This is a genomic window from Rhodococcus rhodochrous, assembly GCF_900187265.1.
Classification (GTDB): domain Bacteria; phylum Actinomycetota; class Actinomycetes; order Mycobacteriales; family Mycobacteriaceae; genus Rhodococcus; species Rhodococcus rhodochrous.
In genome coordinates this window covers 2,836,418-2,855,305 of sequence record NZ_LT906450.1, presented here as the reverse complement: position 1 = coordinate 2,855,305, position 18,888 = coordinate 2,836,418, and the positions used below count along the sequence as shown (strand labels likewise).

Here is an 18,888-nt window from a genome sequence, read left to right as displayed (position 1 = left end):
TTGGGGAACCACTATGGCCACGATAAGAGTCGACCGGTGGCCGATCACCGTGCAACTACATCCCGCCGAGTATCTGCCGGGCTGGCTGATGCGCGTCGGCTGTCGCTACCAACTGACCCCGATCCAGATTTTGCGCGAGCTCCGTGTGCCGCGGAGCCCGACCGGATATCACCTCGTTCTCGAGCACCTGAGCCTGCACGCTCGGTGGATCGCCGCTCACCTCGGTGTCCCTGCCGGTGACCTGCGCGCCGCCCTGTGGGGCCGGCCGATCGATGCCGCCGCGGCACGGTACCTGGTGCACCACCGCCACATTCGGCCCGACCGGGGAGGATCGCGTTTCTGTGCCCGATGCCTGGCCGAACCCGATCCGTGGTGGCATGCAGGCTGGGCCAATCCGCTGCTGCCGCTCTGTGTACGCCACCAGGTGTATCTGCAGTCGACATGCGAAGGCTGCGGTCAGGTGCCGTGGACAGGAACGGCGTGGATGAGCGCTCTGGCCCCGCCGTGGCAGTGCCCGCAGCGCCATGCTCGCGAACCGCAACGCCCGGGGCGTGTGAGACCGTTCTGCCGATACGACCTGCGTGACGCTGCTGTCCTCGCTGCACCGGCGAAGCTGTGTCATGCCCAGCAGAATCTGATCGAGTTCGCTGCCCTCGCCGACCTTCAGCCGAGCCGACAGTTGCGCTACGGCACCACCGACATGCCCATCACCGAGGTGCTCGACGAGCTGTGCCGTCGATTCGTCGACACGATCGGCTCTCCCGTGCGAGGACCTGGCGACCGGCCTGGACAGTCTGAGCAAGGCGATCCTCCCGCGAGGCAGAACTGGCATGCGACCCGTTGGCCGTTCCAGGCTGGGAGCCAGCCGGCCAGTCTGTGAACGTCCCTTGAGTCGTGACGAGCCGGTCCGAGAATCCGCCAGCCGTCATCATTCGCGACCGTTGTCGGAGTCCGCACTGGCGGAGTAGAACGCGCGTTGTCCCGCTCCCTCCGCTTGATTAATCATGTTTCCTCAATATCATCGTTTTATGACGATGAATGAGCGAGCGACGACCTGCTTCGGTGAAAGTCTCGACTCTGCAGCAGCGTTGTTCCACAGTCTCTCCGACGGCACCCGCCTGGCCATCGTGCGCCGCCTCGCCGCCGGGGAATCCCGAGTAGCGGACCTGGTCGGCGAGCTGGGATTGGCGCAATCGACAGTGTCGGCGCACGTGGCATGCCTGCGGGACTGCGGCCTGGTGCAAGGCCGCCCGCAGGGCCGGCAGGTGTTCTACTCGCTGGCCCGACTGGAACTGCTCGACCTGCTGGCCTCGGCCGAAACCCTCCTGGCCGCCACGGGCAACGCCGTCGCGCTGTGCCCGAACTACGGCACCGACACCGACACGGGAGTGACGGCATGAGCGACGCCTGCGGATGCGGCCCCGACGAACCCCGCGTCGAGGGCGAAGACGACCAGGAGCCCGACAAGTGGTGGCAGGTCACCGAGATCCGGGCGGCCGCCGCCGCGGGTGTCCTGCTGATTGCGGCCCTGATCGTCCGCGTCACCGGTGGGCCCGACGCTCTCGGGACGGGCTTCGAGGCGGTGGCGCTGGTCGTCGCCGGCTACACCTTCGTCCCCTCGACCCTCAAGCGGCTGGCCCGCGGCAAGATCGGGGTCGGGACCCTGATGACGATCGCTGCCGTCGGCGCCGTGCTGCTCGGCGAGGTCGGCGAAGCCGCGATGCTCGCGTTCCTGTTCGCCATCAGTGAGGGTCTCGAAGAGTACGCGGTCACTCGCACCCGACGGGGCCTGCGCGCCCTGCTGAATCTGGTGCCGGACACTGCCACCGTCCTGCGCGGCGGCCGTGAACAGACCGTCGCCCCCGCGGAGTTGGGGCTCGGGGAGATCATGATCGTCAAACCCGGGGAGCGGCTCGCCACCGACGGCACCATCCGCACCGGGCGCACCGCCCTGGACACCTCCGCGATCACCGGGGAATCGGTGCCGGTCGAGGCCGGACCGGGCTCCGAGGTGTTCGCCGGGTCGATCAACGGCACCGGCGTGCTCGAGGTCGAGGTCACCGCCGGCGCGCAGGACAACTCGCTGGCCAAGATCGTGAAAATCGTGGAGGCCGAGCAATCCCGCAAGGGCGAGGCCCAGCGTCTGGCCGACAAGATCGCCAAGCCCCTGGTGCCGGGAGTGATGGTTGCCGCGGCGTTGATCGCCGCGATCGGCAGCGTATTCGGTGATCCGCTGGTGTGGATCGAACGCGCCCTCGTCGTGCTGGTCGCCGCGTCCCCGTGTGCGCTGGCCATCGCGATCCCGGTGACCGTGGTCGCCGCGATCGGCGCCGCCTCCAAGCTCGGCGTCCTGGTCAAGGGCGGTGCCGCCCTCGAAGCGTTGGGCCGGATCCGCACCGTCGCGTTGGACAAGACGGGCACCCTGACCCGGAACCGCCCCGAGGTCATCGACGTTGCCACCACCGGCGGCGCCACCCGCGCCGACGTTCTGAATGTCGCCGCTGCGCTCGAGGCACGCAGTGAGCACCCCCTCGCTGCAGCGATCCTCGCCGCCGTCGACGACTACACCCCCGCCGAGGACGTCGACGCGGTCCCCGGTGCCGGACTGACCGGTCACGTCGGCGGCATTCCTGCCCGTCTGGGCCGGCCCGGGTGGATCGACCCGGGCTCTCTGGCTGCCGATATCGAGCGGATGCAGCACGCCGGAGCCACTGCGGTGCTCATCGAACGCGACGGCACCCTGATCGGGGCGATCGCGGTGCGCGACGAACTGCGTCCCGAAGCCCGCGACGTCGTCGCGGGGCTGCGCCGCGACGGTTACACCGTGGCGATGCTCACCGGCGACAACGAGCGCACCGCACGAGCGTTGGCCACCGATGTCGGTATCGACGAGGTGCACGCCGATCTGCGTCCGGAGGACAAGGCCCACATCATCGACACCCTCCGCGGTACACGGCCGACGGCGATGGTCGGCGACGGTGTCAACGACGCCCCGGCCCTGGCCACCGCCGATCTGGGGATCGCGATGGGCGCGATGGGCACCGACGTGGCCATCGAAACCGCCGACGTCGCCCTGATGGGTGAGGACCTACGGCATCTACCTCAAGCCCTGCAGCATGCCCGCCGATCACGAACGATCATGTTGCAGAACGTCGGCCTCTCGCTCGCGATCATCACCGTCCTGATGCCCCTGGCCCTGTTCGGGGTACTCGGCCTGGCGGCGGTTGTCCTGGTTCACGAGGTCGCCGAGATCATCGTGATCGCCAACGGGGTCCGCGCCGGACGCGCTCGCCCCCTGACAATCTCCGGATCGGCGGCACCTGCGTCGAATCCTGGGGTACGAGAATCCTTTTCTTCCTGAAGGGCCTTCCATGAGTCCAATGCCTGCAACTGTCCGAGCCTGGTATGCCGCGGAGATGACCGCCGCTCGACACACTCACACTGCAGCCGAGCGGTGGACCCATCTCGAACGCGCGCACATCCTGTCGCAGCCCTACCCGTGGCCGCACACTCGCAATCACCTCGCCATGCTCGGTCTCGCGGTGCGTCAACGCGACCGTCGCGAAGCCCTTGGGCAGATCATCCGGATCATGGTTGCTGCCCCCGGTTCCGCGCTCGGGGGTTACCCCGAAGGCAACACCGGCCGCGTCGCTGCAGGGTTGATGACCCCCATGCCGATTCCCGCCGATCTGACCGACGTCCTCACTGGCACAGCGTGATCCGAATCGTGGCTTCAGGGACTGTCTGAATAACGGTGGATCCGGGTTGGCCTGACACGCCGAGCAGCGAGCTTGGCGGGAAGGATCGACCGTGACGGAAACACTGGAGCCCATGGCGGACGAGGTGAACCAGCTGGAGTTGGCGCAGCAGCTGCTGGCCCAGGCCAAAGAGCAGGGCATCGAGCTGATGGGCCCGAACGGACTGCTCGGGCAGTTGACGAAGAACGTGCTCGAAACCGCACTGGATGCGGAGATGACCGAGCACCTCGGCTACGAGAAGAACGACCCGGCCGGTCGCGGCAGCGGCAACTCCCGCAACGGCACCAGATCGAAGACGGTGCTCACCGAGATCGGCCCGGTCGAGATCGACGTCCCGCGGGACACCGACTCGAGCTTCGAACCGAAGATCGTGCGCAAACGGCAACGGCGGCTGACCGGCATCGACGAGATCGTGCTCTCGCTCAGCGCCAAAGGATTGACCACCGGCGAGATCTCGGCACACTTTCAGGATATCTACGGAGCGTCGGTGTCGAAGGACACCATCTCCCGGATCACCGACAAGGTGCTCGAGGAGATGACCGAGTGGCAGAACCGGCCCCTCGATCGGGTGTATCCGGTGGTGTTCATCGACGCCATCCACGTCAAGATCCGCGACGGTCAGGTCACCAACCGACCGATCTACGTCGCGATCGGGGTGACCGTCAACGGTGAACGCGACATCCTGGGGTTGTGGGCCGGCGACGGCGGGGAAGGCGCGAAGTTCTGGCTGGCGGTGCTCACCGAGATCAAAAACCGCGGAGTGGCCGATGTGTGCATCGTCGTCTGCGACGGGTTGAAAGGCTTGCCGGAGGCGATCAACACCGTGTGGGAACTCGCAGTGGTGCAAACTTGCGTTATCCACTTGATCCGCAACACTTTTCGATTCGCACCACGCCAGCATTGGGACGAGATGTCCCGCGATCTCAAACCGATCTATACCGCTCCGACCGAGGCCGCGGCCAAGGAACGGTTCGTCGAGTTCGCCACCAAGTGGGGACCGAAGTATCCGGCGATCGTCCGGCTCTGGGAGAACGCGTGGAGCGAGTTCGTGCCGTTCCTCGACTACGACGTCGAGATCCGGCGGGTGATCTGCTCGACGAACGCGATCGAGTCGATCAATGCCCGCTACCGGCGTGCGATCCGCGCCCGTGGGCATTTCCCGACCGAGCAGGCCGCGCTGAAGTGTCTCTATCTTGCGACGCGGGCGCTGGACCCCACCGGTCGGGGTAGGGCACGATGGGCGATGAGGTGGAAGCCTGCCCTCAATGCCTTCGCGATCACTTTCGAAGGACGCATCAACTAACCGATGCCAGGCCGGATCCACCGTTTATCGGACACTCCCTGGCTTCAGGCATGTCTCACACGAACGACATGAGTGGACGACCCGGCCCGGTGCTGGCGGATCAACGCACCGGTGCCGGATGCCGTTCGGCCAGCTGTCCCAACGCGGTGATTCCGACCGGTTCGCTGACGGCCAGCGGAATCACCGCGCACCGATTGGCGAGTTCGTCCCGGACCGTGTCGATCTGCTCGAGTTCGGCAACCGCTCGCTGCCGCAGCAGCGGCGCGGTGGGCGCCGCCGCGGCCAGGGAATTGTTGACCACCCACCCCCACGGCTCGATACCAGCGCGCCGCAGATCATCCTGCAAGCCGGCCGCCTCGAGCACCGGGGTGGTCTCGGCAAGAGTGACCAGCACAATCTTGGTCTGCGCCGGGTCCTGCAGCCGCATCAGCGGGGTGATGAAGCGCCCGCCATCGCCCATCTGCCGGGCGATCTCCCGGTGATACGAGCCGGTCGCATCGAGCAACAGCAGAGTATGCCCGGTCGGGGCGGTATCGACGACGACGAACTTGCGGCGTGATTCGTGGATGACCTTCGAAAAGGCCTGGAACACCGCGACTTCCTCGGTGCACGGGGACTGCAGATCTTCGGCGAGGGTGGCGCGGCCGGCGTCGTCGAGTTCGGCGCCCTTGGTGGCCAGGACCCGGTTGCGGTAGGTCTCGCTCGCCTCGTGCGGATCGATGCGGGAGACCTCGAGGTGATCGAGTTCCCCGGCGAGAGTGTCGGTCAGATGTGCGGCGGGGTCGGTGGTGGTCAGGTGCACGTCATGACCACGGCGGGCCAGCGCCACCGCGATCGCGGCGGCAATGGTGGTCTTGCCGACTCCACCTTTGCCCATGCACATCACCAGCCCGTGGCCATCAGCCTCGATCGCATCGACCAGATCCGCCAGTGAAGTGTTGCGCCCCGGCTTCAGTAGAGGCTCTCGACGACCCGCTCGGTTGTTCCGGCGGGACTATGTGAATCGTAGTAGGACTGTTCGGCTTCGACGGGCGAGATCATCCCGATCTCACCGTGCAACCTCCGGTGATTGAACCAATCGATGTACTCGGCCACCGCAATTTCGAGGTCATCGATAGAGCGCCACGGTCCCTTGTTACGGACCAGCTCGGCCTTGAACAGCGAGTTGAACGCCTCGGCGAGGGCGTTGTCATACGAATCGCCGCGGCTGCCCACCGAAGCGACCGCGCCGGCCTCGGCAAGGCGCTGGGTGTAGCGGATAGCTCGATATTGAGCTCCGCGGTCGGAGTGATGTATCAACTGGGACAGGCCCTGACCTGCATGTTCGCGGGTCCAGATGCCCATCTCCAATGCATCGAGTGCGAGATCGGTGCGCAGACTCGTCGACAACTGCCATCCCACGATGCGGCGTGAGAAGACGTCGATGACGAACGCGGCATACGTCCATCCGGCGAACGTGCGGACATAAGTTATATCGGCGACCCACAGCTGGTCCGGTGCTGAGGCGGTGAATCCGCGGTTGACCAGGTCAGCAGGCTTGTCGGTGTCCGCTGCGGCGATCGTGGTCCGGGGGTTCTTCGACCGGGCGATGCCGCGTAACCCTTCGGCGCGCATCAGGCGCTCGACGGTGCACCGGGCCACCCGGATCCCTTGCCGCTGCAGCTCCGCATGGACCTTGCGGGCACCGTAGACGGCGTAGTTCTCGGCGTGGACCCGGTGGATTTCTTCGATCAGTTCCGCGTCGCGGACCGCCCGCGCTGAGGGTGGACGGGTCTTTGCTGCGTAGTACGTTGACGGGGCGATCTGCACACCGGTCCGAGTGAGGACTCTGCAGATCGGCTCGACCCCGTGATCGGCCTTGTGGGCGTCGATGTAGTCGACGATCACTTGAGTTTGCGGTCGAGCTCCGCTGCCGCGAAAAACGCCGACGCCGTCTTCAGGATCTCGTTGGCACGGCGCAGTTCTCGGTTCTCGCGTTCGAGTTCGGCGATTCGTTTCGCCTCGTCCGTCGTGGTGCCGGGGCGGACACCACCGTCGATCTCGGCCTGACGAACCCAGGTGCGCAGGGCCTCGGGATGGATGCCCAACTGCTCGGCGATCCGCTTGATCGCTCCTGTTTTCGATCCTGGATCGCGGCGTGCCTCGACTGCCAGCCGCGTCGCTCGTTCCTTCAGCTCCTCCGGGTACTTTCGCGGTGCTCCCATGGATCTCATCCTTCCGTGTGATGAGACCCTCCAACAGACCCGGTACGCGACAAAGCATCGGCGACCGCGGCGACACCCGGTTCGGTGTCGTCGACACTCACAGCGGTGGTGGTGGTGGTGTCGAACAGGGTGCTCAAAGCATCGAGACCGACCATGTTGACCGGCTTGAGCTCCACCAGATCGGTGGGCAGCGCGACGATCGCGGCGCCGCGACCCGCCAATGCTGCCTGCTCACGCTGGTACACGGCGGTAGCCAGCGGGTCGGTGTCATCGGCCGGGTCGGGCAGCACGCCGTTGACGACCACATGCTGTCTCGTCATGCCGATCGCGGCGAGTTCGCTGTGGGTGCGGGCGATCTCGGCCAGAGCGGCACGGTTCGCGCGTGCCACGAGCACCAGGCGGGTACGGCCGGGATCCGACAACGCCTCGACCGCGCCGGCGTACATGGCTTTCTGCTTGTCGAGCCCGGCCAGCGGACCGAGGCAGGACGCGTCGCCCTTGCCGTGGTCGAGGAATTCGGTCCAGTTACCGGGCAGTTGCAGCAGCCGGATGGTATGGCCGGTGGGGGCGGTGTCGAACAGCACGTGATCGAACCCGGCGACCCGGTCGTCGGGATCGGTGAGCAGAGAAGTGAATTCGTCGAACGACGCGACTTCGGTGGTGCACGAGCCGGACAACTGCTCGGTGATCGACGCGATCTCCGCTGCGGGCAACAACCCGCGGACGGGACCGACGATGCGTTCGCGGTAGGCGGCGGCGGCCTCCTCGGGGTCGATCTCGAGCGCGCAGAGCCCCGCCGCCGCGGGGACCTCGGTGATCGTGTTGCCGATACTCAGACCGAAGACCTGCCCGACATTGGAGGCGGGGTCGGTCGAGACGAGCAGCACCTTCTTGCCGGCCCGGGCCAGGCGCACCGCCGACGCGCACGCGATGGAGGTCTTACCGACCCCACCTTTACCGGTGAAGAACACAAACCGGGGCGGGTCGGTCAGAAACGTCGGGTCGGCGGCAGCCATGAAAGCAGGTACTCCTCGTCGGACGGGTCAACGGAAAGGTGCAGACCTGTCTGGTCAGCAGCAGGTGGACTCGCCCGGGGTGCAGCAGGAGTCGCTGTCGTCCGCGAGCCCGAGCATGGTCACCCCGGACGGCGGCGCGGGTACCTCAAGGCCGGCCCAGGTGGCGAGCTCGGTGCGGGTCGGGTAGCGCCCGGTAGCGACGGTGACGTCGTCGACGAGCACGAGCGGCAGCCCGTCCGATCCGGCGAGTTCGAGGAATTTCTTGACCGTCTCGTTGTGGGCGAACGAGAGTGGGTCGTTGGCCAGGTTGTGGCGGGTGATGGCGGCGCCCTGCTCGGTCAGCGCGGCCATGTCGGCGGTGAAGGTGACCAGGTTCTGGTCGAGGTCCTCGCCGCACACGCCGGTGTTGCAGCACAGGGCCGGTTCGAAGACTGCGATGGTGCTCATAGGTGTCTGTACTCCTGAGTGATCGAGGCGAAGAAAGTTATCGGGCGTCGGTAGCGGCAAGCAGTCGGGCGGTCAGCTCGCCGACCCGGGCGGCGATGTCGTCGCGCACCAGGCGCATCCGCTCGATGCCGTCGATGCCACGCTCGGACGGCTCATCGGTGTCCCAGTTCTCCACAACCACCCCGGCGGGCGCATCGACGCGGGCTTCACCGCCGAGGGTGACCACCAGGTCGACCTCGGTGAGGAGCTGCGGGTCGATCGGCTTGGGATACTCACCTGCGATGGGGGCGCCGACCTCGCCGAGGACCTGCATCGACAGGGCGTTCAGGGACGATCCGGGTGCGGTGCCCGCGGAATGGACGGCGATCCGGTCGCCTGCCGTCTTGCGCATGAGGGCGGCCGCCATCTGGGATTTGCCGCCGTTCTTGACACACACGAACAGCACCGACGCAGTGGGCACGACAGTAGTCCCTTCCCGAAGTACACGAATTGACGGGTGAATAGATACCAGTCAATATAGACGTATGTCGAATCAGCTGTCGAATGGGGACGGGCCCTGCTGCCCGCCCCTGTCTCGTGAGCCCCTCACCTCCGATTGGGCCACCGACCTGGCCCGCATGTTCAAAGCCCTCGGTGACCCGGTGCGCCTGCGCATGCTCAGCATGATCGCCAGCCACCAGGGCGGCGAGAGCTGCGTGTGCGACATCAGCCCCGCCTTCGACCTGTCGCAACCGACCATCTCGCATCACCTCAAGGTGCTGCGCGAAGCCGGACTGCTCGACTGCGAGCGCCGCGGCACCTGGGTCTACTACCGAGTGCTCCCCGCAGCGCTGGAACAACTCTCCGCGGTGCTCGCCACCGAATCCGGTGTGCTGCCCGGATCGGCCTGCGCCTGCGCACCGGCCGAACCTTTCGAGGGGGCCGTCTCGTGACCACCACTGAACACCGGTCCGTCGCCGGCAAGATGTCGGTCCTCGACCGGTTCCTGGCCGTGTGGATCGGCATCGCCATGGTCGTCGGCCTGCTGCTCGGCCGACTCATTCCCGGCCTCGGGGATGCGTTGAGTGTCATCGAGATCGACAACATCTCCCTGCCGATCGCGCTGGGTCTGTTGATCATGATGTATCCGGTGCTTGCGAAGGTGCGCTACGACCGTCTCGACACTGTCACGGGCGATCGCAAGCTGCTGATCTCCTCGCTGCTCCTCAACTGGGTGCTCGGCCCGGCGCTGATGTTCGCCCTCGCCTGGCTGCTGCTGCCCGACCTGCCCGAATACCGCACCGGCCTGATCATCGTCGGCCTTGCCCGATGCATCGCGATGGTCATCATCTGGAACGACCTCGCCTGCGGCGACCGTGAGGCCGCCGCCGTGCTGGTTGCGATCAACTCGGTGTTCCAGGTGATCATGTTCGCTGTGCTCGGCTGGTTCTACCTGTCGATCTTGCCCGGCTGGCTCGGCTTGGAGCAGACCACCCTCGATGTCTCGCCGTGGCAGATCGCCAAATCGGTGCTGATCTTCCTCGGTATCCCCCTCGTCGCCGGTTTCTTGACCCGCCACTTCGGCGAAAAAGCCAAAGGCCGCGAGTGGTACGAAGAGACCTTCTTGCCGAAGATCGGTCCCTGGGCGCTCTACGGACTCTTGTTCACGATCGTGATCCTGTTCGCGCTGCAGGGTGAGCAGATCACCTCGCAGCCCTGGGACGTGGTGCGCATTGCGTTGCCGCTGCTCGCGTACTTCGTCCTGATGTGGGGCGGCGGGTTCCTGTTCGGTGCGGCAGTGGGGCTCGGTTACGAGCGCACCACCACACTGGCGTTCACCGCCGCCGGAAACAACTTCGAGCTGGCCATCGCGGTGGCGATCGGCACCTTCGGTGTCACCTCCGGTCAGGCTTTGGCCGGGGTGGTGGGTCCGCTCATCGAGGTCCCTGTCCTGGTTGCTCTGATCTACGTCTCGCTCGCTCTGCGGAAGCGTTTCACCCGTTCATCTGCCCCCGCCGCGCCGTAAGGATCGGCCACGTCAGGAGATATCGATGTCCCAGCACGCTGCTCAGCCAGAATTACTGATGCCTCAGGCGGTGCTGCACCGCAGTGCCGAACATCTCGCCGAGAAGTACGCCGGGGTGTTCTCGGCGCAGACCGTCGAGCGGATGGTCTTCGAGTCGTATGCGGCGCTGCGGCGCACCGCCAAGATCCATACCCATTTGCCCTCGCTGGCCACCCGCTTCGCGGGCGAACGCCTCACTGCTCTGGCGCAGGCCGAGGGCGCTATACCGAAGGATGTGCCGGAAGTGCTGTTCGTGTGCGTGCGTAACAGCGGACGTTCGCAGATGGCCGCGGCACTGCTGGCTCATCACGGCGCGGGACGGGTGCACGTGCGCTCCGCCGGATCGGCTCCTGCAGCGGCGATTCATCCTGTCGTGGTCGAGGCGATGGCCGAGATCGGGCTCGATCTCGGCGGCGAATATCCCAAACCCCTGACCGACGATGTGGTGGCAGCCGCCGATGTGGTGATCACCATGGGGTGCGGTGATGCGTGCGCGGTGTATCCGGGTAAGCGCTACCTCGATTGGTCGTTGATCGATCCGGACGACGAGTCGCTGGGCACGGTGCGCGCCGTCCGCGACGATATCGACACTCGCGTGCGGGCTTTGCTGGCCGAACTCGACACCGTTTCTGCCTGAATTCTCTTCGAAAGGACGTCTGTTTTCATGACAACTGATTCCTCGACCGATCGCACACCCTCGGTGTTGTTCGTGTGTGTGCACAATGCCGGCCGTTCTCAGATGGCTGCGGGGTTCCTCACTGCGCTGGCTGGCGACCGGGTCGAGGTCCGCTCGGCGGGCTCGGCCCCGGCCGAGGAGGTCAACCCGGCCGCGGTCGCGGCGATGGCCGAGGTGGGTATCGACATTTCCGCGCAGAACCCGAAGATCCTCACTGTCGATGCGGTGCAGGCCTCGGATGTGGTGATCACCATGGGGTGCGGCGACACGTGCCCGGTGTTTCCGGGCACGTCGTATCGGGATTGGGTGCTCGAGGATCCGGCCGGGCAAGGGGTCGAGGCGGTGCGTCCGATCCGCGACGAGATCAAAGTCAAGGTCGAGGCGCTGATCGCCGAGCTCGTTCCCGACGTCGCCCGCGCCTGAGCGCCCCCGCACCGCGATGATCGGATCATTGTCGGTGCGAACGGTGGCCTCATGGCCGAGGTGCGGTCCGCGTGTCTCGCACCATGCGGGGGACGAGCTGGACGTAGAGGACCATGCCGACGAGTTCGACGAGGGTTTGGGTGACGACGATGACGGGAGTCAGCGCGTAGCCGGCCGGTAGTGCGAGCGCGAGCGGAAGGACCACCAGCGAGTTGCGGGTGGCACCACTGAAGATCAACGCGCGTGAGCGGCCGACGTCGAGCCGGAACATCCGTGCCGCGGCGCATCCGAGTCCGGCCATGATGACCAGGAAGGCGGCGTAGACGGGGATGACCGTGCCGACCTGGTGGAGTTCATCGCGGATCTTCGGGATCTGGCCGGCCACGACGACGAACAAGGTCCCGGCCATCAGCGGAACCATCGCGGCAGTGAATGCGGTGGTGAGCACGACACCGGCCCGGCGTCGTGCGGCCAGGGCCTGCGTCGCCCACGCCAGCCCGAGCGGGACGACGATCAAGATGACGAACGCTTCGAGGAACGGCCCGATGTCGACGATGTCGGTGAGTTCTGGGCCCATGAACAGCCACAACAGCAGCGGCAGTGCCGCCATTTGAGCGAGCATGAGCAGCGGTGAGGCGGCGAGCAGGCGCCTGCTGTCCCCTCCGGCGAGACCCGAGAACACGATCACGTAGTCGATGCAGGGGGTGAGCAAGGTCAGCAGGACCCCGAGCAGCACGGCCTGCGGGAACGTGACCACCACGGTCAGCGCGGCGACGACGACCGGGACGACAACGAAATTGAGCACCAGGGCCGCGATGAGGAACCGGCGGTCGCGGAAGGCCTCGGCCAGTTTCGTGAACGGCACCTGCAGGAAGGTCGCGTAGAGCAGCGCCCCGAGCAGCGGGTAGATGCTGGCTTCGAACACCGACGAGGAGCCCGGCAGGGTCAGCCCCACGGCCGCGCCGAACGCCAGGGCGCCGAGGTACACGAGGATTTGGTGGCGTTCGAGCCACTGAATCGCGGACATGCGCAGGTAGAGCCCTTTCGAGGCGGGGTCAAGCACAGCGGGGGCATCAGGACCGGGGTGTGGTACCCCGGGTTGCGGGTCCGGTGGTCAGCGAGCCGGCGCAGCGCTCGTGCTCGTGGTGTCGCCGAACAACTCGCGCACCATCGCGGCCGCTTCCGGCGGTGCTGCCACGTCGAACACCACCTCGCTCCCACGCAGATGCAGGTGGAAGTCGTAGAACGGGCAGCACTGCTGTTCTGCGGCGGCGAGTTCGGCCAGCGCACCGACTCGGTCGAGGGGCAGTCGCAGTCGAACATCCCCCGGCCCCGGTTCGCGGACGCCACCGGCGAGAACCTGCTGCCACCGGTGCACGCGTTCCTCGTGGTCGGCGGCGCCGAGGGAACAGGCGATCGGTGGGCCGGTCTGCACGGTGATCGCGGCGCGGGAGGGAGCGAAAGGCAGGTCGACCAGCTCGGAGCGGGGCTGCGGCGCGAGGAATCCGCAGCCGGCATCGCATGGCTCGGCGCGATCAGGCAGATCGTCGAGTTGGGCCAGCGCCGCTCGAAGGGTGTCGGTGAACGCGGTGAGCTCCGCGGTCCGCGTGGTGGCCTCGTCCAGGCGTGCGGCCATTTTCGGGCGTAGCTGCGCACGGACCTCGGCGCAGGGATCGTGCTCCCACACCGCGAGCAGTTCGCGGATCTCGCCCAAGGGGAGTCCCACGTGCTTGGCCGCCTGAATGAAGGCGACGCGGTCGACATCGCGCTCGCCGTAGATGCGATATCCGCTGTCGGTTCGCTCCGCGGGTACCAGTCCTGCGGATTCGTAGTACCGCAAGGTGGTGGCCGGGACACCGGTGTGTTCGGCGAACTGGGAGATCAGCATCGTGCTCACTCCTCGACGGTAAACCTTCGAGTCGACTCGAAGGTCAAGCCGATGCCAGGTCTACCGGTGTTCGGCCTGCCGCAGCACGGTGATCAGATCGGCGGTGCTCGGGGCACCCTCGAGCCCGTCGGCGGTGCGGTAGACGCGGCAGGTCAATCCGACGCCCTCGGTGGGGCCGAACGGATCGGTCCCGTCGATGCGGATGGTCGGGGATCCGGGGAAGGCGACGCGCTCGGCGGCCTCCGGGGTCTCGATACGGCGCAGCCGGATCGGGGTACCGGCGTTGCCGGTCGCTGCCAGCGCCTCGGCGAGGCGGTCTCGGGCCTTCTCCCAGTTCGGGCAGCCGTCGAAGTACAGCAGTTCGATGTCCATCTCCACCCGAGTCACTCTCACTGGTTCTCGGTGGCGGGAACGGCCTCGGAGCGGCGTTCGAGCAGCACGGTGTCGCGCCAGATGCCGTCGAGCCGGCCGATGCGCTCGCGCACACCCACGGTGCGGAAACCCGCCGAATGGTGCAGCGCCAGGCTGGCCCGGTTCTCCGGGAAAATCGAGGTCTGCAGCGTCCACAATCCGCCCTGATCGGCGGCGATGACCTGGGTGCGCAGCAGGGCCTTGCCGACGCCGCGCCCGCGCATGCCGTCGCCGACATACACCGAATTTTCGGCCACCCCCCGATAGCACTCGCGGTTCGATACCGGGCTCAAGGCTGCCCAGCCGACGACCTGTCCGTCGATCTCGGCGACCCAGCGATGCTCGGGCAACCACTGGCTGTCGAGGTGGTCGCGGCTGGGGACTTCGGTGGTGAACGTCGCGGCGCCGGTGGCGATGCCGTCGGCGTAGATGCGGCGCACCGCCTCCCAGTCACCGCCCGCAAGTGGGCGCACGGCCACATCGGCCGGGACATCCTCGGGGCAGCACGGGCGGGCGGTGAGCACCCCCATGACCGCGTCGGCAGCACTGGGCAGGTCGCTGCAGCAGCTCGGGTTGACCCGCACCACGGTGCTGGTGCCCTGTTTGCCGGTGATGACGAAGCCGACGTCGGCGAGTTTGCGGACGTGATGGGAGATGGTGGGCTGGCCGATCCCGAGCCTGTCGGCGAGCTCGCCGACGGTGATGCCGGACGGATGGGCGGCGACGTGGTGCAGCAGCCGCACCCGCGTGGGTTCGGCCAGGCAGGCGAACCATCCGGCGTAGGTGGCCGCATCCTGCGGGCTCAGGGCGTCGAAGTCCACCTCCGCGCCAGGAGCGGTGATCGGTAAGCCGAGTGCTGTCATACCCCCACTGTATCGATCAGCATCGATGGTTGCATACATCGACGACCATCGATACTCTGACAGCAGCTTAGATCGATACCCATCGATGAAAGGATCTGTCATGAGCGAGTTGCCCATCGTCGTCGTCGGAGCCGGACCGATCGGCCTGGCCGCCGCCGCCCACCTGCGCGAACGCGGCCTCGAACCGCTGGTACTCGAACGCGGCGACGTCGTCGGAGCCGCCATCACGCAATGGCACAGCGTCCGCACCTTCTCCCGCTGGGCCGAACTGATCGACCCCGCCGCCCGCCGCCTCCTCGACACCACCGGCTGGAAGGCCCCCGACGACGACGCCTACCCCACCGGCCAGGACTGGACCGGGCAGTACCTGAGCCCGCTGGCCACCGCCCTCGGCGACGCGGTCCGCCTCGATCACGAGGTCGTCGGCATCGCCCGCCGCGGCCGCGACCGCATCGTCGACGCCGGCCGCGACACCGAACCACTGTCGGTGCACATCCGCCACCGCGACGGCACCGACACCCGCCTGCTCGCCCGCGCCGTCATCGATGCCTCCGGCACCTGGAGCACTCCCAACCCCCTCGGCGGCGAAGGCCTGCCCGCCCTCGGTGAACGCGCCGCAGCCGAGACCATCACCTACCGCGTCCCCGACCTGGGCGACGATGCGGTGCGCACCCGCTACGCCGGCCGCCACACCGTCATCGCCGGCAGCGGCCACTCGGCACTCAACGCAATCGTGGCGCTGGCCGAGCTCGCCCGCACCGCCTCCGGCACCCGCCTGACCTGGGCGGTGCGCCGCGGCGAGGTCGGCGCCGCGTTCGGCGGCGGCCAGGACGACCAACTGCCTGCCCGCGGCGCCCTGGGACTGCGCGCGAAAAAGGCCGTCGACGACGGGCTGCTCACCGTGGTCACCGGGTTCCGCACCGCCGCCGTCGAACCCGCCACCGACGGTCAGGTCGCGGTGGTCTCCGATACCGGAGCCCGCCTCGAGGCGGTGGACGAGATCATCGCCTCCACCGGCTTCCGGCCGGACCTGTCGTGGCTCTCGGAAATCCGTCTCGACCTCGACCCGGTGCTGCAGGCCCCGACCGCGCTCGCCCCGCTGATCGACCCGAACGTGCACTCGTGCGGGACCGTCTACCCGCACGGCGTCGCCGAGCTCACCCACCCCGAACCCGGCTTCTATGTGGTCGGGATGAAGAGCTACGGTCGGGCCCCGACGTTCCTGGCGATGACCGGCTACGAGCAGGTCCGCAGCATCGCCGCCGCCCTCGCCGGTGATCATGATGCCGCCGCCCGCGTCGAGCTGACCCTGCCCGAGACCGGAGTGTGCGGCGGCGCCGGAGTGTTCGACGACCCCGCCGCCGACACCGCCGACGCGGGTGGGTGCTGCGGCCCCGCGGAGCCGGCGTTGGTCACCCTCTCCGCCCGCGCCGGCGGATAACGCCGGTGACCGACACCTCGATCCGCCCGCAGCCCGGTGCCCTCACCGGGGCCGGGCTGCGGCGGGTGCTGGCGGTGCTGTGCCTGACCGAGATCACCAGCTGGGGCATCCTGTACTACGCGTTCCCGGTCCTGTCGGTCTCGATCTCCGCCGAGACCGGCTGGTCGCCCACGGCGATCACCGCGGCGTTCTCGCTCGGTCAGCTCGCCACCGCGCTCGCGGGTATCCCGGTCGGGCGCATCCTCGACCGGGTCGGACCGCGCACGATCATGACCGCCGGCTCGGTCCTCGCCGTCCCCGCGCTGGTCCTGATCGCGCTCGCCCCCACGCTGCCGGTGTTCTACGCCGGGTGGCTGCTGGCCGGCACCGCGATGGGCGCGGTGCTCTACCCACCGGCGTTCGCCGCGCTGACCCGCTGGTACGGCGACCGCTCCGTGCACGCCCTGATGATCCTGACCCTCGCCGCGGGCCTGGCCAGCACCATCTTCGCCCCGTTGACCTCCGCAGTGGATCAGCAGTCGGACTGGCGCACCACCTACCTGATCCTCGCGGCGATCCTCGCCGCGATCACCATCCCCGGACACTGGTGGGGACTATGCGGATCCTGGCCCGCCGCGACCCCACCGGCGAACGGCGCGGCCCTGGGGCACCGGGAGATCGCCCGCAGCCCCGCGTTCCTCGCACTGGTGGGCGCGTTGGCTCTCGGTGCGTTCACCGCCTTCGCCGGGGTCTTCAATCTGGTGCCGTTGCTGCTCGAACAGGGCTTCTCCCCGTCGGTGGCGGCGGTGACGCTCGGGCTCGGCGGCGCCGGACAGGTCCTCGGCCGCCTCGGCTATCTGACCCTGGTCGCCCGTACCAGCGTCCGCAGCCGCATCGTGGTGATCCTGGCCGGCACCGCGGCAACCACCGCGCTGCTCGGGGCGGTGACCACGGCCGCGGCGTTGATCGGCGCGGCGATCGGCGCGGGACTGGTGCGCGGATTGTTCACCTTGATCCAGGCCACCGCCATCACCGACCGGTGGGGCTCGACCCACTACGGGCGCCTCGGCGGGCTGATGTCCGCCCCGATCGTCCTGGTCATGGCGTTGGCGCCGTGGGCGGGAACCGCCCTGGCCGGCGCGACCGGCAGCTACGCCACCGCCTACCTCGTGCTCGCGGTCGTCGCCGCGCTCGCCGCACTCCTGGCGATCGCGTCCGTGCCGCGGCTGACCCCCACCGACACTGTCGAAGGAACACCATGACCGACTATGACGCTCTCGTCGTCGGCGGTGGCCAGTCCGGCCTCGCCGCCGCCTACGCTCTGTCTGCTCGCGGCCTGCGCACCGGGCTGCTCGAAGCCGGCGACGAGCCGGTCGGGGCCTGGCCGCACTACTACGACAGCCTGACCCTGTTCTCCCCGGCGAAATACAGTGCCCTGCCCGGCCTGGCGTTTCCGGGCGCCCCGGACCGCTATCCGCGGCGCGACGAGGTGATCGAGTATCTGCGCCGCTACGCCGCCGGACTCGACGTCGACATTGTGACCGGCTCCCGCGTCGAGACCGTCACCTGCGAGCGGGGCGTCTACACCGCCCACACCGCTGTCGGCGGCAGTGTCACCGCGCCGATTCTGATCGCGGCCACCGGCTATCTCGGGTCCCCGAATATCCCACCGCTGCCGGGGCTGGACACGTTCGGCGGCACGGTGCTGCACACCGGCGACTACCGCGACCCCGCTGCACTCACGGGCCAGAACGTGGTGGTGGTCGGTGCCGGTAACTCGGCGGTGCAGATCGCCACCGAACTCGCCGAGGTCGCTACTGTGACTCTGGCCAGCCGCCGACCGCCGAAGTTCCTGCCGCAGCGGATCTTCGGCCGTGATGTGCACTTCTGGCTCACGGTCACCGGAGTCGACCGCGCCCCCTTGGGGCCGTGGCTGCCTGCGTCGCCGACCCAGCAGGTCCTCGATACCGGCCGCTACCGGCGTGCCCTGGCCAGCGGCAACCCGCAGCCGCGGCCGCTGTTCACCGGCCTCGACGACCGCCGGGTGTTCTGGCCCGACGGCGCCGCCACCACCGCCGACACCGTGCTGTTGGGTACCGGTTATCGCCCGCACCTGCCCTATCTGACCGGTCTCGGCGCTCTCGACGAGACGGGCCGGCCCCGGCACCGGCAGGGTCTCTCCACCACTCATCTGGGGCTGGGGTATGTCGGTCTCGAATGGCAGCGCAGCCTGTCGTCGGCGTCGTTGCGCGGGGTCGGCCGCGACGCCGGCCGGGTCGCCGATCGTGTGGTCGCCGCCGCCCGGTCCCGCCGCGCACTGCCTATCCGTCCCTGACCGGCGCTGCGTCCATAGATGTTCACGGAAACGGTGACACCATGGACGGCACACCGCCCGTCCCCTCGGGGGCGGGTTTACCTATCTCTCGTGCGATCCG

The 18,888-nt window shown here is 67.9% G+C and carries 19 protein-coding genes, 2 pseudogenes and 1 other annotated feature; of the genes and pseudogenes, 12 read left to right on the top strand and 9 right to left on the bottom strand.

The window, feature by feature from the left end; genetic code table 11:
• The first annotated feature begins 49 nt into the window (after positions 1-49).
• The 5 genes from CKW34_RS13175 to CKW34_RS13155 all read left to right on the top strand — a co-directional run bounded on the left by CKW34_RS13175 (position 50) and on the right by CKW34_RS13155 (position 5,061).
• Positions 50-880: a TniQ family protein gene (locus CKW34_RS13175; protein WP_054720050.1), complete on the top strand. Its 831-nt coding sequence runs from the start codon at positions 50-52 to the stop codon at positions 878-880.
• A gap of 148 nt (positions 881-1,028) precedes the next feature.
• On the top strand, positions 1,029-1,400 hold the full coding sequence (locus tag CKW34_RS13170) for an ArsR/SmtB family transcription factor (RefSeq protein WP_054720048.1): 372 nt from the start codon (positions 1,029-1,031) through the stop codon (positions 1,398-1,400).
• On the top strand, positions 1,397-3,361 hold the full coding sequence (locus CKW34_RS13165; protein ID WP_059384189.1) for a heavy metal translocating P-type ATPase: 1,965 nt from the start codon (positions 1,397-1,399) through the stop codon (positions 3,359-3,361). Before CKW34_RS13170 ends, CKW34_RS13165 begins: the two co-directional genes overlap by 4 nt.
• A gap of 10 nt (positions 3,362-3,371) precedes the next feature.
• Positions 3,372-3,719: a DUF3703 domain-containing protein gene (locus CKW34_RS13160; protein WP_054720545.1), complete on the top strand. Its 348-nt coding sequence runs from the start codon at positions 3,372-3,374 to the stop codon at positions 3,717-3,719.
• A gap of 112 nt (positions 3,720-3,831) precedes the next feature.
• Positions 3,832-5,061: an IS256 family transposase gene (locus CKW34_RS13155; RefSeq protein WP_080968475.1), complete on the top strand. Its 1,230-nt coding sequence runs from the start codon at positions 3,832-3,834 to the stop codon at positions 5,059-5,061.
• Positions 5,062-5,161: 100 nt separating this feature from the next.
• On the opposite strand, the pseudogene CKW34_RS13150 reads toward CKW34_RS13155, so the two are convergent.
• The 5 genes and pseudogenes from CKW34_RS13150 to CKW34_RS13130 all read right to left on the bottom strand — a co-directional run.
• A pseudogene (locus CKW34_RS13150) lies at positions 5,162-5,992 on the bottom strand (ArsA-related P-loop ATPase); the annotation flags it as partial.
• Between the two features lie 20 nt (positions 5,993-6,012).
• A protein-coding gene (locus CKW34_RS13145) for an IS3 family transposase (RefSeq protein WP_370670884.1) occupies positions 6,013-7,265 on the bottom strand; the annotation gives its coding sequence in 2 pieces (ribosomal slippage) (positions 6,013-6,974 and positions 6,974-7,265; 1,254 coding nt in all).
• Positions 6,856-6,987 (bottom strand) — a sequence feature (AL1L pseudoknot). It overlaps the preceding gene by 132 nt.
• Positions 7,266-7,321: 56 nt before the next feature.
• Positions 7,322-8,281 (bottom strand): annotated as a pseudogene (locus CKW34_RS13140) (TRC40/GET3/ArsA family transport-energizing ATPase); the annotation flags it as partial.
• A gap of 54 nt (positions 8,282-8,335) precedes the next feature.
• On the bottom strand, positions 8,336-8,728 hold the full coding sequence (gene arsD / locus CKW34_RS13135; protein ID WP_059384767.1) for an arsenite efflux transporter metallochaperone ArsD: 393 nt from the start codon (positions 8,726-8,728) through the stop codon (positions 8,336-8,338).
• A gap of 37 nt (positions 8,729-8,765) precedes the next feature.
• A complete protein-coding gene (locus CKW34_RS13130) occupies positions 8,766-9,188 on the bottom strand; it encodes an arsenate-mycothiol transferase ArsC (protein WP_059384768.1) in 423 nt (140 codons plus the stop codon).
• 64 nt (positions 9,189-9,252) lie between these two features.
• Between CKW34_RS13130 and CKW34_RS13125 the strand changes: the two genes are divergently transcribed.
• Genes CKW34_RS13125 through CKW34_RS13110 form a run of 4 tightly spaced genes read left to right on the top strand, consistent with a single transcriptional unit; the run spans position 9,253 to position 11,871 of the window.
• Positions 9,253-9,660, top strand: a complete 408-nt coding sequence (locus CKW34_RS13125; protein ID WP_059384769.1) for an ArsR/SmtB family transcription factor — start codon at positions 9,253-9,255, stop codon at positions 9,658-9,660.
• 32 nt (positions 9,661-9,692) lie between these two features.
• Complete coding sequence (gene arsB, locus CKW34_RS13120) at positions 9,693-10,733, top strand: ACR3 family arsenite efflux transporter (protein ID WP_059384777.1); 1,041 nt, start codon at positions 9,693-9,695, stop codon at positions 10,731-10,733.
• Positions 10,734-10,758: 25 nt separating this feature from the next.
• On the top strand, positions 10,759-11,409 hold the full coding sequence (locus CKW34_RS13115) for an arsenate reductase/protein-tyrosine-phosphatase family protein (protein ID WP_059384770.1): 651 nt from the start codon (positions 10,759-10,761) through the stop codon (positions 11,407-11,409).
• Positions 11,410-11,436: 27 nt separating this feature from the next.
• Positions 11,437-11,871 (top strand): arsenate reductase ArsC, encoded by a 435-nt coding sequence (locus CKW34_RS13110; protein WP_059384771.1) that lies wholly within the window; start codon positions 11,437-11,439, stop codon positions 11,869-11,871.
• 49 nt (positions 11,872-11,920) lie between these two features.
• Here the strand turns inward: CKW34_RS13110 and CKW34_RS13105 are convergent, their stop codons facing one another.
• From CKW34_RS13105 to CKW34_RS13090, 4 genes are all read right to left on the bottom strand, one after another.
• Positions 11,921-12,898 carry an arsenic resistance protein gene (locus tag CKW34_RS13105; protein WP_059384772.1) on the bottom strand — a complete coding sequence of 326 codons (978 nt, stop codon included), beginning with the start codon at positions 12,896-12,898 and terminating at the stop codon, positions 11,921-11,923.
• 87 nt (positions 12,899-12,985) lie between these two features.
• Positions 12,986-13,759: a MerR family transcriptional regulator gene (locus tag CKW34_RS13100; protein ID WP_059384778.1), complete on the bottom strand. Its 774-nt coding sequence runs from the start codon at positions 13,757-13,759 to the stop codon at positions 12,986-12,988.
• A 60-nt stretch (positions 13,760-13,819) separates the two neighbouring features.
• Entirely contained in the window at positions 13,820-14,131 is a 312-nt protein-coding gene (locus CKW34_RS13095; protein WP_059384779.1) for a DF family (seleno)protein, read from the bottom strand.
• Positions 14,132-14,148: 17 nt separating this feature from the next.
• Positions 14,149-15,033 (bottom strand): helix-turn-helix domain-containing GNAT family N-acetyltransferase, encoded by an 885-nt coding sequence (locus tag CKW34_RS13090; protein ID WP_059384773.1) that lies wholly within the window; start codon positions 15,031-15,033, stop codon positions 14,149-14,151.
• A gap of 100 nt (positions 15,034-15,133) precedes the next feature.
• Here CKW34_RS13090 and CKW34_RS13085 point away from each other — a divergent pair, with 100 nt between their 5' ends.
• Genes CKW34_RS13085 through CKW34_RS13075 form a run of 3 tightly spaced genes read left to right on the top strand, consistent with a single transcriptional unit; the run spans position 15,134 to position 18,788 of the window.
• Positions 15,134-16,474 carry an FAD-dependent oxidoreductase gene (locus CKW34_RS13085; RefSeq protein WP_059384774.1) on the top strand — a complete coding sequence of 447 codons (1,341 nt, stop codon included), beginning with the start codon at positions 15,134-15,136 and terminating at the stop codon, positions 16,472-16,474.
• A 5-nt stretch (positions 16,475-16,479) separates the two neighbouring features.
• Entirely contained in the window at positions 16,480-17,715 is a 1,236-nt protein-coding gene (locus CKW34_RS13080; RefSeq protein WP_059384775.1) for an MFS transporter, read from the top strand.
• Positions 17,712-18,788, top strand: a complete 1,077-nt coding sequence (locus CKW34_RS13075) for a flavin-containing monooxygenase (protein ID WP_059384776.1) — start codon at positions 17,712-17,714, stop codon at positions 18,786-18,788. The genes CKW34_RS13080 and CKW34_RS13075 overlap by 4 nt, the downstream gene beginning before the upstream one ends.
• Positions 18,789-18,888: the final 100 nt, after the last annotated feature.

Bases quoted from the DNA above. Each gene is read 5' to 3' on its own strand.
- CKW34_RS13170 (WP_054720048.1), top strand. From the start codon at position 1,029: ATGACGATGAATGAGCGAGCGACGACCTGCTTCGGTGAAAGTCTCGAC.
- CKW34_RS13165 (WP_059384189.1), top strand. From the start codon at position 1,397: ATGAGCGACGCCTGCGGATGCGGCCCCGACGAACCCCGCGTCGAGGGC.
- CKW34_RS13160 (WP_054720545.1), top strand. From the start codon at position 3,372: ATGAGTCCAATGCCTGCAACTGTCCGAGCCTGGTATGCCGCGGAGATG.
- CKW34_RS13155 (WP_080968475.1), top strand. From the start codon at position 3,832: ATGGCGGACGAGGTGAACCAGCTGGAGTTGGCGCAGCAGCTGCTGGCC.
- arsD (WP_059384767.1), bottom strand. From the start codon at position 8,728: ATGAGCACCATCGCAGTCTTCGAACCGGCCCTGTGCTGCAACACCGGC.
- CKW34_RS13125 (WP_059384769.1), top strand. From the start codon at position 9,253: ATGTCGAATCAGCTGTCGAATGGGGACGGGCCCTGCTGCCCGCCCCTG.
- arsB (WP_059384777.1), top strand. From the start codon at position 9,693: ATGTCGGTCCTCGACCGGTTCCTGGCCGTGTGGATCGGCATCGCCATG.
- CKW34_RS13115 (WP_059384770.1), top strand. From the start codon at position 10,759: ATGTCCCAGCACGCTGCTCAGCCAGAATTACTGATGCCTCAGGCGGTG.
- CKW34_RS13110 (WP_059384771.1), top strand. From the start codon at position 11,437: ATGACAACTGATTCCTCGACCGATCGCACACCCTCGGTGTTGTTCGTG.
- CKW34_RS13105 (WP_059384772.1), bottom strand. From the start codon at position 12,898: ATGTCCGCGATTCAGTGGCTCGAACGCCACCAAATCCTCGTGTACCTC.
- CKW34_RS13100 (WP_059384778.1), bottom strand. From the start codon at position 13,759: ATGCTGATCTCCCAGTTCGCCGAACACACCGGTGTCCCGGCCACCACC.
- CKW34_RS13095 (WP_059384779.1), bottom strand. From the start codon at position 14,131: ATGGACATCGAACTGCTGTACTTCGACGGCTGCCCGAACTGGGAGAAG.
- CKW34_RS13090 (WP_059384773.1), bottom strand. From the start codon at position 15,033: ATGACAGCACTCGGCTTACCGATCACCGCTCCTGGCGCGGAGGTGGAC.
- CKW34_RS13085 (WP_059384774.1), top strand. From the start codon at position 15,134: ATGAGCGAGTTGCCCATCGTCGTCGTCGGAGCCGGACCGATCGGCCTG.
- CKW34_RS13075 (WP_059384776.1), top strand. From the start codon at position 17,712: ATGACCGACTATGACGCTCTCGTCGTCGGCGGTGGCCAGTCCGGCCTC.